General features: G+C 47.7%; 10 protein-coding genes. 1 reads left to right on the top strand and 9 read right to left on the bottom strand.

Annotation, left to right across the window (positions count from 1 at the left end):
- Positions 1–432: 432 nt before the first annotated feature.
- The 6 genes from lpxA to C9991_RS06290 form a co-directional block, all read right to left on the bottom strand.
- The gene (lpxA, locus tag C9991_RS06315; RefSeq protein WP_106811697.1) at positions 433–1,206 is read right to left on the bottom strand and encodes an acyl-ACP--UDP-N-acetylglucosamine O-acyltransferase; all 774 of its coding nucleotides are present in this window, start codon (positions 1,204–1,206) and stop codon (positions 433–435) included.
- 139 nt (positions 1,207–1,345) lie between these two features.
- Positions 1,346–2,731: an efflux transporter outer membrane subunit gene (locus C9991_RS06310; RefSeq protein WP_106811696.1), complete on the bottom strand. Its 1,386-nt coding sequence runs from the start codon at positions 2,729–2,731 to the stop codon at positions 1,346–1,348.
- Between the two features lie 121 nt (positions 2,732–2,852).
- Positions 2,853–6,104, bottom strand: coding sequence for an efflux RND transporter permease subunit (locus C9991_RS06305; RefSeq protein ID WP_106811695.1), 3,252 nt, complete (start codon positions 6,102–6,104; stop codon positions 2,853–2,855).
- Positions 6,105–6,215: 111 nt separating this feature from the next.
- A complete protein-coding gene (locus C9991_RS06300) occupies positions 6,216–7,418 on the bottom strand; it encodes an efflux RND transporter periplasmic adaptor subunit (protein ID WP_106811694.1) in 1,203 nt (400 codons plus the stop codon).
- Positions 7,419–7,786: 368 nt separating this feature from the next.
- Positions 7,787–9,085 (bottom strand): NCS2 family permease, encoded by a 1,299-nt coding sequence (locus C9991_RS06295; protein WP_106811693.1) that lies wholly within the window; start codon positions 9,083–9,085, stop codon positions 7,787–7,789.
- Positions 9,086–9,214: 129 nt separating this feature from the next.
- Positions 9,215–9,970: a DUF5020 family protein gene (locus C9991_RS06290; RefSeq protein WP_106811692.1), complete on the bottom strand. Its 756-nt coding sequence runs from the start codon at positions 9,968–9,970 to the stop codon at positions 9,215–9,217.
- 196 nt (positions 9,971–10,166) lie between these two features.
- On the opposite strand from C9991_RS06290, the gene C9991_RS06285 reads away from it, so the two are divergent.
- Positions 10,167–11,579 carry a C1 family peptidase gene (locus C9991_RS06285; protein WP_106811691.1) on the top strand — a complete coding sequence of 471 codons (1,413 nt, stop codon included), beginning with the start codon at positions 10,167–10,169 and terminating at the stop codon, positions 11,577–11,579.
- Between the two features lie 110 nt (positions 11,580–11,689).
- On the opposite strand, the gene manA is transcribed toward C9991_RS06285, so the two are convergent.
- The 3 genes from manA to trkA form a co-directional block, all read right to left on the bottom strand.
- Positions 11,690–12,652 (bottom strand): mannose-6-phosphate isomerase, class I, encoded by a 963-nt coding sequence (gene manA / locus C9991_RS06280; protein WP_106811690.1) that lies wholly within the window; start codon positions 12,650–12,652, stop codon positions 11,690–11,692.
- Positions 12,653–12,727: 75 nt separating this feature from the next.
- The gene (locus tag C9991_RS06275; RefSeq protein WP_106811689.1) at positions 12,728–14,179 is read right to left on the bottom strand and encodes a TrkH family potassium uptake protein; all 1,452 of its coding nucleotides are present in this window, start codon (positions 14,177–14,179) and stop codon (positions 12,728–12,730) included.
- Entirely contained in the window at positions 14,176–15,519 is a 1,344-nt protein-coding gene (gene trkA, locus C9991_RS06270) for a Trk system potassium transporter TrkA (protein ID WP_106811688.1), read from the bottom strand. The genes C9991_RS06275 and trkA overlap by 4 nt, the downstream gene beginning before the upstream one ends.
- Between the last annotated feature and the right edge of the window lie 44 nt (positions 15,520–15,563).

Here is a 15,563-nt window from a genome sequence, read left to right as displayed (position 1 = left end):
CATAAGTAGTCAACTATAAGTATGACTAAAATTAAATAAGTCAACGTGAATTATAAATAAGTAATAACTGAGTCAACTTGTATTATCAATAATACTTAGAGTGGTCAACTAAAATCGTTAAACCACATTTAAAATGTCCGTCCGGGGACACGGAACAGCCATTCGGTGACACGGAACGGACATTCAGTGTCACGGAACGGACATTCGGTGTCACGGAATAGAGATATAGTTTGTATATATTGACTATTTATTGGCAAAGCTACAAAATATTATTTAAATATAAAATCTTTTAAATAATAAATATTTCGTTTGGACATATTTTAACAATGCAATTCTATTAATCCAACAACGGCAGGGCAGACCTCTCGTCTACCCTGCCGCTTACTTATTGAAATAACAACACTAATATATAAAAGGTATGAAATATCTGTTTTACAATTTGCTGATGATACCAATCTGGCTGCCCTCAAGAAACTTGACGATAGCGCTGATTTCCTTGCCTTCGGGCACCTGCTCCTTAATCTGGTTGATAGCATCGAACACGCTGGTCTGACCATGGAACACAAGACGATAGGCATTGGCAATATGGCTGATGACTTTTTCTGAAGTATTGGATGACTTCAGGAGAGTCTCGTTCACGCCACCATAACGCACAGGGTTGTCGGTAGCCACGATGAACGGAGGCACATCCTTGGAGATGCGCACACCACTGGTAACCATAGAGGCACCACCAATGCGCACATTGGCATTGACGATAACACCAGATGAGAATATGGCTGCACTGTGAATCTCGCAGTCACCAGCAATCTTAGTACCATAACCGAAGGTGACGTAGTCGTCTACCTTAGTATCATGAGAGATATGAACACCCTCCATGAAGAAGTTGCGGTTGCCTATACGTGTCTCACCCTCGGCGAATGTAGCACGGTTGACTACAACATTCTCGCGGAAGATATTCTCGTCGCCGATAACAAGACGAGTCTCCGCACCATTATAGTTGAAGTCCTGCGGCTCTGCACCAAGCACAGTGTTCTGATACACCTTGTTGCCACGGCCCATATGTGTGCCACGCATTATGCTGACGTAAGGAAAGATTACGCAGTCGTCGCCAATGACAACGTCGTCCTCGATGTAGGCAAACGGATAGATTGTCACATTGTTGCCAATCTTTGCGCCAGGAGCTATATATGCTTTATCACTAATCATAATTTTGAATTTTGAAAGTTAAGAACTAAGAGTGAAGAGTGAAGTATCCAATTGTATAAGTGGAAAGGGGAAAAGAGAAAATCCAATTGCTTTGTGTCACATATGGATTCTTCACTCTTCGTTTTTCACTCTTCACTTTTTAATATCTTCCTCCGCCCAAAGCGTAGTAGAGGTTTACCACAGCCTGCATCTTGTAGAAGTCGTCTGCTACCTTCGACAGCTCGGCATTGAGAAGACTCTGTTGAGCGGTGATTACCTCAAGATATGTGGCAGAACCATCGTTGAACAACATCTTGTTGTACTCCACATTCTTCTTCAAGCTCTCCACCTGCTTTTCCTCAAGCTTCGACTTCTCGTCAGACGAGTTGTAGAGAACAAGGGCGTTGCTCACCTCAGAACCTGCCGACAACACAGCATTCTGCCATGTGTTGTAAGCCTGCTCTTGCTTAGCCTTGGCAACCTTAAGGCCTGCAACAATCTGTCCATGGGCAAAGATAGGCTGTGTGAGTGAGCCTACAGCCGAAAGAAGCCACTTGCCTGGATTGACAATGCCACCGCCACCAGAATTGGTGAAGGCACCAGTGCCAGAGATTGTGATGTTAGGATAGAACTTTGAGCGAGCTGTATTTACATCATAGAAGCACTGAGCGAGCGACATCTCGGCATAGTGAACGTCAGGACGGTTGTTGAGAAGCTGCAAGCCTATACCTGTAGAGAACTTTGAAGGAAGCGACTGTCCCTCGAATGTTCCACGCTTGATAGTCTGTGCCTGCTGACCGAGCAAAAGCGAGAGCGAGTTTTCTGTCTCGCGAATCTGACGCTTGAGGTCGGCTGCCTGAGCCTGAACAGAATAGAGGTTAGCCTCAGCACTCTGCACAGATGTCTCCTTCACACGTCCAAGCTCCTTCTGAATCTTCATGATATTCCAAGTCTCTTCCACGAGCTTGCTCATATCATTCACCACTTGAAGCTGCTTGTCGAGCATAAGCAGAGTGTAGTACATATTGGCGATGTTTGAAATCACCTTTGTCTGCACCACCTGCTGATAGTCCTTAGTTGCAAGGAGAGCCATCTGGGCAGAACGCTTCACATTAAGAAGATTGCCAAAGAGGTCGACACTCCAAGATGCTGTAACTGGCAATGAATAGGTCTTTGTAGCTTTATTGCCATCCCAAGAAGCCACAGTTCCCTGCGGAGAGAAAGTGAAACCAGGAACGAAAGCCAACTTGGCAATCATAAGTTGGTCCTCAACCATCTTAACGTTGAGAGCAGCATTGAGCAGGTTGGTATTGTTGGCCAGACCTGTCTCGATGAGCGACTGAAGCTGTGGGTCGGTGAACACCTCACGCCAAGGCAGATTGCCAAAGCTTGCTGTGTCGGCCACGGCAAGTGTGTCGGTGGTGCTCTGAACATCACGCACAATGCCCTTGGCGTTGACCTCAGGACGCTCGTACTTGTTGTATAATCCGCAACTGGTCATCAGCAAGGATGCAGATGCGAAAAGAAATATCTTGTTTAATTTCATTGTTACTTTGTTTAGAATTTAAAGAATTTAAAGTTACAAAGAAGTTATAGCCAAATGCCTTTCCATCAGAAATAGGTAATGGCTATAAATTCTTTTTAACTACGATAAATTCTTAAAAACCTTAATTCGATTTCTTGTCTATCTGATCCTGCAATGCTCCAGCCACATAGGGGTTGGTGTACTGACGAATCTCAGAATCAACATTAGCAGAGTCACCCTCAAACTCGATAGGCTTGATCTTCTCCTGCAGAGTCTGGAAGATGTAGAACAGAGCCGGTACAACCATAATCTGGCAGAGCATACCGATAAGCATACCACCTACGGCTGCAGCACCAAGTGTCATGTTACCATTATAACCTACACCCCAAGGCATGAGCAACGGAAGAAGACCGATAATCATAGCCAATGAGGTCATCAAGATAGGACGCAGACGGGCCGAAGCACCGAGCACTGCCGACCATGAGATAGCCATACCAGTAAGGCGACGCTCAAGGGCGAACTGTACAATAAGGATGGCGTTCTTAGCGAGAAGACCCATAAGCATGATAAGCGCAATCTGCATGTAGATGTCGTTGTTCTTGCCAAAAATGTTGGTGAATATGAAGGCTCCTGCAAGACCGAACGGAATTGAGAGGATTACCGACAGAGGCAGAACATAAGACTCGTACTGTGCCGAGAGAATCAAGTAAACGAAGGTCAAGCAGAGTACGAACACGATAGCAGTAGAGTTGGATGACTCCTGCTCTGTACGTGTAAGACCTGAGAACTCGTAGGTGTAGCCTGCTGGCAGAGTGGTCTTGGCAACCTCGGCCATAGCGTTGATAGCGTCACCAGTAGAGTAACCCTCGGCAGCCGAAGCGTTCACATTGATAGATGTGAAGAGGTTGAAACGGTCAATCTCCTGCGGACCATACACACGGCTAAGGTTGACATACTCCTTGATAGGAGCCATAGCTCCAGCCGATGTGCGCACATAGATATTGTCGAGACTCTTGATGTCGGCACGTGCCTCAGGCGGAGCCTGAACATATACACGATAGAGCTTACCGTAAGAGTTGAAGTTAGACGCATACATACCGCCATAGTAGCCCTGCATTGTAGAGAGCACTGCAGACGGGTCGATGCCGCTCTGCTTACACTTGGCCACGTCAACATCAATCTTATACTGCGGATACTTGGTGTTGTATGATGTCATGGCGTTCGAAATCTCCGGACGCTCGTTGAGGGCTGCGATATACTTCTGAGTAATGTCAAAGAACTTGTTCACATCACCACCAGTACGGTCCTGCATAGAGAAGGTCATACCGTTGGTTGCAGAGAAGCCTTGCACCATAGGCGGCTGGAAGGCAAGAATCTGAGCACCCTTGATAGCTGCAGTCTGCTTGTATATCATACCGAGCACCATTGTAGAACCAAGGTTGTGAACACCGATATACTTAAGCGGTCCCTCATCCTTCTGACGCTCCTCGAAGCTCTTGAGCTTAATGATGAACGTACCCTGATTAGAGCCCTGACCAGCGATGAAGTTGTAACCAGTGATACGCATACGGCTGGCGATAGCAGGGTTGGTAGCAAGCATACGGTCTACCTGGTCCATAACCTCATTGGTCTTCTTCATTGAAGTTCCAGGAGGTGTAGAAACAGTACAGAATACAGTACCGGTATCCTCGTCAGGCACAAGACCTGTCTTGGTAGTACCCATGAGCACAGCCATTGCAGCAATAGCAACAACTACAGTAGCGATGGCGATGATAGGACGCTCCACAAGGCGGCGCACACCCTTGGTGTACTTCTCCTGCACCTTGCCATAAGCGGCATTGAACGATGCGTGGAAGCGGTCGACCATTGACATCTTGCGCTCCTTACCCTCCTCATCCTTCGGCTTAAGCAAGATAGCACAAAGAGCCGGAGAAAGTGTCAAGGCATTAAGAGCCGAGATGATGATAGAGATAGCCATAGTGATACCGAACTCACGGTAGAATGCACCTGACGTACCACCCATGAATGACACTGGGATAAACACGGATGCCATAACGAGGGTAATAGAGATGATGGCTCCCGAAATCTCGTTCATGGCGTCGATAGACGCAAGCTTGGCCGATTTGTAGCCAAGGTCGAGCTTGGCATGGACGGCCTCCACAACCACAATGGCATCATCGACCACAATGGCAATGGCAAGCACGAGGGCGGCAAGTGTAAGCAAGTTGAGCGAGAAGCCAAACACATAGAGGAAGAAGAATGTACCAATCAACGACACAGGCACGGCAATCAACGGAATAAGTGTTGAGCGTGTGTCCTGAAGGAAGATGTACACCACGATAAACACAAGAACGAATGCCTCGCAGAGAGTCTTGATAAGGTCCTCGATAGAGGCGAAGAGGAACTCTGTAACGTCCTGCATGATGTCGAAGTGGATTCCCGGCGGCATAGAAGCCTCCTGCTCCTTGAGGAGCTTCTTGATGTTGGTGGCAATCTCGGTAGCGTTAGAACCAGCGGTCTGGGTAACCATCATGGTTACAGATGACTTGCCGTTGTTCTTTGACTCTACAGTATATGAGAGGGCACCCATCTCTACGCGTGCCACATCCTTAACACGGATAGTCTGACCGTCCTGAGTAGACTTGATAATCATGTCGCCAAACTCCTCAGGAGTCTGCAGACGACCTCTATAACGGAATGTATACTGATACTGATTGTCAGAAGACTCGCCTACTGAACCAGGAGCAGCCTCGATGTTCTGCTGAGCAAGCACACCAGTAAGGTCGGAAGGAATCAAGCCGTAGCTCTTCATCTTCACTGGGTCAATCCAAAGGCGCATAGTGTAGTCCTTCTGTGAGAAGCACTGACACTCACCCACACCATTCACACGCTTGATGGCAGGAATGACGTTGATGTTGGCGTAGTTGGTAAGGAACTTGTCATCGTAGCGGTCGTCGTCGGCTGTAAGACCGAAGAGGATAACGGTAGACGACTGACGCTTAGCAACAGTAACACCAGCCTTGGTAACCTCGGCAGGCAGCAAAGCCGAAGCCTGCGACACACGGTTCTGAACGTTGACCTGACACATGTCAGGGTCCATACCCTGCTTAAAGAATACGGTGATAGAAGCCGAACCGTCGTTGGTAGCGGCAGAAGTCATGTAAGTCATGCCTTCCACACCGTTGATTGACTCCTCCAACGGTGCAAGCACAGAGTTGAGCACAGTCTGGGAGTTGGCACCGGTATAGGCGGCACGCACCATAATGGTAGGAGGCGCCATATTAGGGTACTGCTCGATAGGCAGCGACACCAATCCGAGTACACCCAAGATAACCACGAGGATAGAAATCACCGTGGAAAGCACCGGGCGTTTGATAAATCTATCTAATTTCATTTGTTTAAAATTTAGGAGTTAAGAAGTTAAGAATAATGGAGTTAAGCCATATGTCAAGCTACTTAATATGTGCTATTGGCTTAACTTCCAAGCTCTTAACTTCTGAATTCTTTATTTTCCGAATGCCTTCTTCAGCTTGCCGAGGTCGCCCTGAGCCTCACCCAGTTCCTCTGTCTTCTTCAGCTTCTCGGCATACTGAGCCTCTGTAACAGGCTTGATTTCCATACCGTCCTGGAGTGAAGAAACACCATTTACTACGAAACGGTCGCCAACCTTAAGACCTGAAGTGATAATATAAGTCTTGCCATCATTCTGCGGATTAAGAGTTACAGGAGTATACTTCACCTTGTTGTCCTTGCCAACAATATAAACGAAGTGCTTGTCCTGAACCTCAACAACAGCGTCCTGAGGAATAATAACAGCACCAGTAGCAGTGTGGGGAACTACGATAGAACCAGAAGCACCAGTCTTGAGCACACGCTCAGGGTTGGGGAAGTCGGCACGCATAGACACAGTACCAGTAGTTGGGTCGATAACACCACTCACAGTAGCCACCTTACCCGGATGATTGTAGATAGAACCATCTGCAAGCTGAAGCTTAACAGCCGGATAGTTTGAGATAGCTGTGTTCATGTTGCCAGCTGTCTTGGTCATGTCGAGGAGATCCTTCTCAGTCATTGAGAAGTAAACCTGCATAGTAGAGTTGTTTGAAACAGTTGTAAGAGGCTGCTGTGAAGAAGCGCTAACAAGGGCACCAACACGATAAGGCAGGTCGCCAATAACACCGTTGGCAGGACTTGTTACGTAGCAGAAGTCGAGGTTCTGCTTAGCCGATACGTATGCAGCCTCTGCCTGAGCCAGCTGTGCGGCTGCGCTCTCCATAGCGTTCTTGGTAGACTGAAGCTCGTATGAACCAATAACATTGTTCTTGAAGAGCTTCTCCGAGTTTTTGTATGTAAGGCGGGCAGTATTGAGTTGAGCCTTGGCAGCATTAACAGCAGCCTTAGCCTGACGTACGGCAGCGGCATAAGTAACGTTGTCGATAACGAAAAGGAGCTGACCAGCCTTAACCTGCTGACCTTCCTTAACACAAAGCTTTGTGATGAAACCAGATACTTTCGGACGAATCTCTACGTCCTGTACACCCTTGATTGTTGCGGGATAAGTGGTCTGAAGGTCTGCGTTCTGTCCTTGGACAGTACGTACGGCATACTCATTGTCGCCGAAGTTTGGCTTGCCGCCACTCTTGCCGCCACCACAAGAGGCGAGCACTGCAGTCAAAGCTGCAACCAATAAAATCTTTGTTTTATTCATACCTATTTGTAACTAAATATTTTGTTTATTCGTTATTTCAACTTTACACCTTATTAATATATAGTATCATAAAAAAGTTATCGCTATATAGAAAACTAAATTCGCTTATCAAGTTTTCCGACTGCAAAGTTACTCACATTAATAATAATATAGCGCATAATCCACCAACATTTAACAACTTTTATTTCTCATTTTACGTTTTTCTACATTGTTCGTTAGGTATGGAAGGTACTCTCATTAAACCTATAGAAACACACATGGGCATTAACGACGCTTACAAAGCTTGTCGTTAATGCCCATTAATATTTTACATGAAGTGATATAAGTATAAATTGCATTTTGTATCAGTCCAAATATCTGTGCAATCCTTAAATAAAAATGTATTTTATTACAAACAGCACGGCGAGGACGTAAAGCGTAGGGTTGAGCTTCTTCCAGTTGGCGCACAGCACGTTGATGGCAACATACGAAATAACGCCGCAAAGGATACCGTCGGAGATGCTGTATGTAAGCGGCATCATGACGATGGTGATGAAAGCAGGGATGGCTTCGGCATAGTTGTCGAGGTCGATGTCCTTTACTGGCGACAGCATAAACAAGCCCACAATTACCAATACAGGAGTTGTGGCAGCGGCCGGAATAGAGAGGAACAGCGGAGAGAAGAACAGAGCCACGGCAAAGCAAACAGCTGTAGAGAAGGCTGTAAGACCTGTACGACCGCCCAGGGCTACACCCGAAGCACTCTCAACGTAGGTTGTTGTAGTACTTGCGCCCAAGCATGCGCCAGTCATAGTAGCGATAGCGTCTGCCATGAAAGCCTTGTTAAGACCTGGAATACGGCCGTCCTTGCGCATCATACCTGCCTTGGTACACACACCAACGAGGGTGCCCATGGTGTCGAACATGTCGATAAAGAGGAAGGTGAACACCACGATAACCATGTCGATGGTAAAAATGTTGTGAAACTCGAACTGGCATAAGATAGGCTCTATTGACGGCGGAGTGTCAAGTATGCCCGTGAAATGGGTGATACCCATAGGTATGCCGATAAGAGCTGTGCCGAGGATGCCGATAAGCAGCGAGCCAGGCACATTCTTGATAACGAGCACAGAGGTGAAGATGATGCCTATAACACCAAGCAAGGCGGTACCCGATGTAAGGTGACCGATGCTTACAAACGTAGCCGAGTTTTCTACAATGATGCCCGCATTCTTCAGTCCGATAAAGGCAATGAAGAGTCCGATGCCAGCTCCGATGGCTCTCTTGAGCGCAGCCGGAATGGCGTCGACGATGAGTGTGCGTATGCGTGTGAGCGTCATCAGCACAAAGAGGAATCCCTCTATGAGGATGGCTGTAAGTGCAAACTGCCATGAATAGCCCATTGTGAGGCACACGGTGAACACGAAGAAGGCGTTAAGACCCATACCAGGAGCCAGTCCGAAGGGTTTCTTGGCATATATAGCCATAACCAATGTGCCAACGATGGCTGCAAGAGCCGTAGACGTGAACACGGCGTTGGTGTCCATTCCCTTAGATGCGAGGTTGGCAAAGATGCTTGGGTTGACCGCAAGGATGTACGCCATGGTGAGGAATGTTGTGATGCCTGCCATTACCTCGGTCTTGATGTTGTGCTTCGCAGGATCGAAGCCGAAAAGTTTTGAAAGCATTGTTATTGAGTTTTAAGTCTTCTAAGTCTTTTTGAGTTTTAATACTTTATAAGTCTATATAACTAAGCCTCTAAAGACTATAGAATCAAACTTTTTACTTTTTTACCCTTTTATTTACTTTTTTACCTTTTAGAAGTCCCACTTAACGCCAAGACACGGACGGCACTTGAATCCGCCTGTCGAGCCAAAGTTGTTAGACAGTTCTACCTCGCCTCCAAGACTTAGATTCTCGCAACCAAAGTGCTGGCCTACGTTGTACCACAGCTGTGGCTCGGTAATGAATACTGTGTGCTTGGTGTCGAATGATCCGTCCTCACGATAGTCAACGGCGTGAGTCTCCCACCAGAAGTCGGCAAAGCCGTTAAACTTCAGGCCCTTTACACCGAAGATGTCGTTGCAGGTCCACACAGCAGTAAACTGCATTGGCACATTCTGGTCGGTCTTACGGATTGTTTTGTACAGAGCCTCAAGTGTCAGAACATTCTTGAACGACTTGTCGTGCATGAAGTATTCCACACCAAAGAGCCATGCGTTGTTGATAGGATAAGATGCGTAAATACCGCCATTATACTCGGCATGAAGGCTCCAGTTCTTCATGTTTGAGTTCTTCCAGAAGTTGAGGGCGCGCGAAATCTCGGTATAAGTACCGCCCTGGGCAATGTTGTGCTCGGCTCCTGTTACCTTGTCGTAGTTGAAGTCGTGGTCTACAAAGAAATAGGTGCTACCCCACTTGTCTTGCTTGAACATCTCAAGTGTGAGGGTGACAAACTTGCGGTCTGAGCCGAAATCGTACAAAACTTGTGCATTGGTTTGTGCCTTAGCCTTTGCCGAGAAAAGAACGGCAACAAGCAAAACTACCAAAATGGTGAGTTTGTTGGTCTTCATTGTTGTGTATTTAAGAAATAAATGTTAGTGAATACTAATAATAATTTGCAAAATTAAACAATTTATTTCAATTCTTAGTACAATAAAGTACATTATAGTTCTATCTTTCTAAAAATCAAGCAAAAGATTTGGCTTTATCGGGATTAATACCTATTTTTGTAGGTTGAAAACAAGTAAAACAAACTAATTTAAAAAGATGAATACAAAGACATTGGCTTTAGGCTTATGCCTGGCGCTTGCCACAACAGCCGGCGCACAAAACAAGCAGGGAGGCATCTCTGCCGAGATGTTGCAGAATATTGAGAAGACACAGAAGGCAACAACTACTGCCGACAAGGCTCTCTTCAATGCTCTTGCATCCAACAAGATTGACGACTTGGCAAAGAACTTTGGCAACAACCGCTACACCAACGACCACTTCAGCGTGGAGACTGCCAAGCAGTCGATACACAACCAGAAAAGCTCGGGACGCTGCTGGATGTTCTCAAGCTTCAACGTGTTGCGCTCAGATTTTGCACGCAACCATGGCGACTCTATTGTGGTAGACTTCTCGCACGTTTACCTCTTCTTCTTCGACCAACTCGAGAAGGCCAACCTTATGCTTCAGGGCGTGATAGACAATGCTAAGAAGCCTATCGACGATCAGCGTGTACAGTTCTTCTTCAAGAATCCGCTTAACGACGGCGGCACATTCTGCGGCGCTGCCGACCTTGCTCCTAAGTATGGCTTGGTGCCTATGTCGGTTCAGCCAGAGACTTTCTCGGCCGAGAACACCTCAAAGATTTCGTCGCTCATCTCTACAAAGCTGCGCGAGTTTGGCTTGGAGCTACGCAAGATGGTGGCCGACGGCAAGAAGGTTGCCGCAATCAACCAGCGCAAGACCGAGATGCTTGGCACCGTATACCACATGCTGTCTATCACGATGGGCGAGCCTGTAAAGGAGTTCACCTACCAGTTCCGCAACAAGGACGGCAAGGCTGTGGGCGAACCACGCCGCTTCACTCCTAAGTCGTTCTACGACGAGGTAGTGGGCCATCCGTTGGAGGGAACATTCATCATGGTGATGAACGACCCACGCCGCCCTTACCACAAGACTTATGAGGTGGAGTACGACCGCCACGTTTACGACGGACAGAACTGGAAGTATCTTAACCTGCCGGTTGAGGATATTGCCAAGCTTGCTATTGCCTCACTTAAGGACGGCAAGAAGATGTATTCGTCGTACGATGTTGGCAAGCAGCTCGACCGTGCCTCAGGTTATCTCGACACAGAGAATTTCGACTATGGCTCGCTTTTCTCTACCTCGTTCAACAAGATGAACAAGGCTGAGCGCATCGCCACCTTCGACAGCGGCTCTACACACGCCATGACCCTAACGGCTGTAGACCTCGACAAGGACGGCAACCCCATTAAGTGGAAGGTTGAAAACAGCTGGGGTGCCAACAATGGCGTCAACGGCTGTCTTATAATGACCAACCGCTGGTTCAACGAATACATGTTCCGCCTTGTCGTAGACAAGAAGTATGTGCCGGAAACGTTGCTCAAGGAATTCGACCAGAAGCCTTTGATGGTTATGCCGGAAGACCCGTTGTTTGGTCAGGACGATTAAAAAAGGAAGAAAGCCCCTCCTCCCAATAGGGATTGAGGCAATATGCAACATAAAAAAACATTTGGGTGTTCGCCAATAATTGAACATCCAAATGTTTTTTTTATTTGAATCTAAACGTATGTTACTAGGAACTTTATTGTTCCCTCAACCTTAAGCGTCTTTGTTGTAGCCGGCACAAGGATGCTCTCGCCAGCCTGGAAGCTGATGATGTTGCCCTCGTTGTCGGTAATCTTCGCCTCGCCCTTCAGTCCGATGAGGACAACAAAGCTGTCAAGCTCGGAGTAGTCGAGCGTCATTGGCTCGTTAAGGTCGTACACGGCGGTGCAGAAGTAAGGACATTGCACCAAACTTACCCCCTGATTTTTGGCAGGTGTATACTCTATGCGATAGCTCGAAGAAACATTATAGTCGATGCACTCGGCAGCCTGCTTGGTGTGCAGTTCACGATAGTTGCCGTGCTTATCAATACGCTTATAGTCGTAAATGCGATAAGTAACGTCCGACGTCTGCTGTATCTCTACAAGGAAAGAGCCTGGACCAATGGCATGTATGCGTCCTGCAGGTATAAAGAAGCAATCGCCCTCCTTAACATTATAGCGGGCAATGGCATCCACAATAGTGTCGTTTGCCACCATTTCGGCATACTGCGACGGCGTAATCTGTTTCTTCAGTCCGCACAGCAGAGAGGCATCCTTGTCGCTGTCGAGCAGATACCACATCTCTGTCTTGCCACGTTCTTTGCCATGACGCTTGGCTATCTCGTCGGTTGGATGTACCTGTATGGACAGGTCCTGACGAGCGTCAATAAACTTGACGAGCAACGGAAACTCGTTGCCAAAGCGCTCGTAGTTGTCCTTTCCTACAAGTTTCTCCTTCAAAATAGCTACAATATCATTTAGTTTTTTCCCTACATAAACTCCATTGGCTACGACTGTCTCATTGTCGGGAACACCTGAAATTTCCCAGTTCTCGCCTACATTATGCTGCTCGGTGCTAAGGTGCTTGAATGGGACAATCTTCTCGCCACCCCAAAGGGTTGACTTTAGAAGGGCATAAAATTTAATTAGTTCCATATATTTATATATATTAGTATATATTACTAATACGTTTCTACATTAGTAGTTTCCGTTCTAACACGTTCTGAAAGTTTAATTCTCCTTCCAGAACTGCGGTGTGAATATCACTAAGACGCTGAATATCTCAAGACGGCCTATGAGCATCAGCACCGAACAAATCCACTTGGCTGCTACTGGTAGCTCGCTCCACGACATAGTAGGACCAATCTCGGTACCGAGTGTAGGGCCCACATTGCCAAGCGAACTAAGTGTTATGGTAATGGCATTAGTATTGTCGATGCCCATTGCTATCATCGAGAACGAGCAAAACAAACATAATATAAGGTATATGGACAAGAAGGCGAGCAGCGTTACACGTTTAGACGATGGTACATTTGTACCGTCCACACGCATGGGCAACACAGCATTGGGGTGCAACATCTGTCGAAACTCGTTTTTTATTATCTTCAATAGCATAACGCAACGAATGCACTTAAAGCCACCACTGGTTGAGCCAGAGCACGCTCCAAAGAACATACATACGGCAAGCACTACCCACGTAACGTGCGGCCATACTGCAGGGTCGTCGGAAAGCAGACCTGTTGTGGTAATGAACGACACCACCTGAAACACGCTGCTGCGCAACGCAGGCTCAAGCGCGTAGCCGTTCTTCCACATCAACTCGAAGGCTATGAATAGTGTGAAGGCCACTACTACAAAGAAGTAGAACTTGCATTCGGCACTATTGAACAGGGTGCTTATCTTGCGCTTCGACGCCGTGATGTAAAGCATGGTGAAGTTGACACCCGATACAAAGCAGAAGAAGGTTACGATATACTGCACCACGGGGGTAAGATAGCTGTAGTCGCTATGTGTGGCAAATCCACCCGTAGCGGCTGTAGTGAAGCTGTAGTTCACGCTGCTAAAGAAATCCATTCCGGCTAACTTCAGCGAAACAATACACAGCAACGTGATACATAAGTATACCACCCATATCCACTTGGCATTGGTGCTGAGTCGGGGGTGAAGCTTGGTCTTTATAGGGCCCGTAGCCTCGGCTGCAAACACCTTTACGCTACCTCCCACCAACGACGGCAGAAGGGCTATCGTGAAGAACACGATACCAAGACCGCCTATCCACTGGGTAAACGAGCGCCAAAACAGAATGCCGTGTGGCAGAGCGTCCACATCGTCGATAATGGAGGCTCCGGTAGTGGTGAATCCCGACATTGTCTCGAAGAAGGCATCGGTAAACGAGTGCAGATAGCCACCTATAAGGAATGGCAGCGTGCCGAAGAGCGAGAAAACCACCCACGTAAGCGTAACCACAAGATAGGCGTCGCGGCGCGAGAGGTTGTTGTCGCAGTTGCGTGCAAACAGTCGCAACACAAGTGCTGTTCCCGCAGATATGGCTATGGAGCAGACAAACGCCAGGAGGTCGTCCTCGTGGTAGTAAACCGACACGCCAAGGCACACCAACAGCATCATTGCCTCTATGAAGAGCAGCGAGCCAATAATCTTGTATATCAGTTTGAGATTTATCATAGGAAGAACTTTTCTATCTTCTTCATGTTTAGGTTGTGGCAGAACACCATAACCGAATCACCCGGACGTATCATCGTGTTGCCCGACACAAGCAGTCCCTGACCGTCGCGCACCAGTCCGCCGATGGTCATTCCCTTAGGCAGTCCAAGGTCCTTAACCGGTTTGCGCGTCACCTTCGAGCCTTCCGACGGAATAAACTCCGCCACATCGGCATTGGCTGTCATAAGGAATCGCACGTTGTGCACATTGGCATCAAGCATCATTTGGTAGATGTGGCTTGCCGCAATCGACTTCTTGTTGATTATGGTGCCTATATCCAGACTCTCGGCCATGCTCACGTAGTCGATGTTCTCCACCATGGCCACCGTCTTGCGCACGCCCATGCGCTTGGCTGTGAGGCATGCAAGGATATTGGTCTCGGCATTTCCTGTTAGCGCCACAAAGGCCTGTGTGTTCTTTATACCTTCCTCTACGAGCAAGGACAGGTCGCGTCCGTCGCCGTTGATTATAAGCGCCTTGTCGTTCTCAAGTATAGAGTTAAGTCGCTCGCAACGCTGGTCGTCGGTCTCTATAATCTTCACGTCCATGTAGCTTGGCATAGTCTTTACGGTGCGCACGGCTGTGGCTCCGCCTCCCATTATCATCACGTTCTTCACGTCCACATAATGCTCCTTGCCCACAATCTTTCGGATGTATGGAATATATTGCTTGGTAGTCATAAAGTAGGCCATGTCGTACATCTGCAGACAGTCGTTACCGCCTGGGATAATGGTGTCGCCTTGGCGCTTTATGGCCACAATGTGGTAAGGATCATCAGGACCGCAGAGCTCGCGTAACGGGCGGTCGAGTATTGTGCACGTCTCGCGCAACTTTACGCCCAGCATAACAAGGGCTCCGTCGTGTACGTCCCAACGCTGCCTAACCCACGACATCTTAAGTCCGTTGTTGATGTCGATGGCGGCCAACATCTCCGGATAGATGATAGAGCTTACGCCCAACTCTGAGAAAAACTCCTGCAGCTCGGGGGCTATGTATTCCGAATTGTCCACCTTAGCCACGGTCTTCTTGGTTCCAAGAGCCTTTGCAAGTGTGCACGCCGTCATGTTCTGGCACTCGTTTGGCGTTACGCCGATAAACAGGTCGGCATCCTCGGCACCAGCCTGTTTTAGTGCCTTTATGCTTGTAGGCGATGCCTCCATTGTCAGGATGTCCACATCCTGGCCAATACCTGCCAAACGTTCCTCGTTGGGCTCAATCACAACGATGTCGTCGTGCTCGCGCGACAGCAGTCGTGCAAGGTGGGTTCCGATGGCATAGGCGCCAGCTATTATTATCTTCATTGTTGATCTATATTGATTTTTAGAAAGTTCAGAAGTTAAGGAGC

Source organism: Prevotella merdae, from assembly GCF_900290275.1.
GTDB lineage: Bacteria > Bacteroidota > Bacteroidia > Bacteroidales > Bacteroidaceae > Prevotella > Prevotella merdae.
This window is presented reverse-complemented; position numbering and strand designations above follow the sequence as displayed.

Coding starts and splice junctions, on each gene's coding strand:
- lpxA (WP_106811697.1), bottom strand. CDS start 1,206: ATGATTAGTGATAAAGCATATATAGCTCCTGGCGCAAAGATTGGCAAC.
- C9991_RS06310 (WP_106811696.1), bottom strand. CDS start 2,731: ATGAAATTAAACAAGATATTTCTTTTCGCATCTGCATCCTTGCTGATG.
- C9991_RS06305 (WP_106811695.1), bottom strand. CDS start 6,104: ATGAAATTAGATAGATTTATCAAACGCCCGGTGCTTTCCACGGTGATT.
- C9991_RS06300 (WP_106811694.1), bottom strand. CDS start 7,418: ATGAATAAAACAAAGATTTTATTGGTTGCAGCTTTGACTGCAGTGCTC.
- C9991_RS06295 (WP_106811693.1), bottom strand. CDS start 9,085: ATGCTTTCAAAACTTTTCGGCTTCGATCCTGCGAAGCACAACATCAAG.
- C9991_RS06290 (WP_106811692.1), bottom strand. CDS start 9,970: ATGAAGACCAACAAACTCACCATTTTGGTAGTTTTGCTTGTTGCCGTT.
- C9991_RS06285 (WP_106811691.1), top strand. CDS start 10,167: ATGAATACAAAGACATTGGCTTTAGGCTTATGCCTGGCGCTTGCCACA.
- manA (WP_106811690.1), bottom strand. CDS start 12,652: ATGGAACTAATTAAATTTTATGCCCTTCTAAAGTCAACCCTTTGGGGT.
- C9991_RS06275 (WP_106811689.1), bottom strand. CDS start 14,179: ATGATAAATCTCAAACTGATATACAAGATTATTGGCTCGCTGCTCTTC.
- trkA (WP_106811688.1), bottom strand. CDS start 15,519: ATGAAGATAATAATAGCTGGCGCCTATGCCATCGGAACCCACCTTGCA.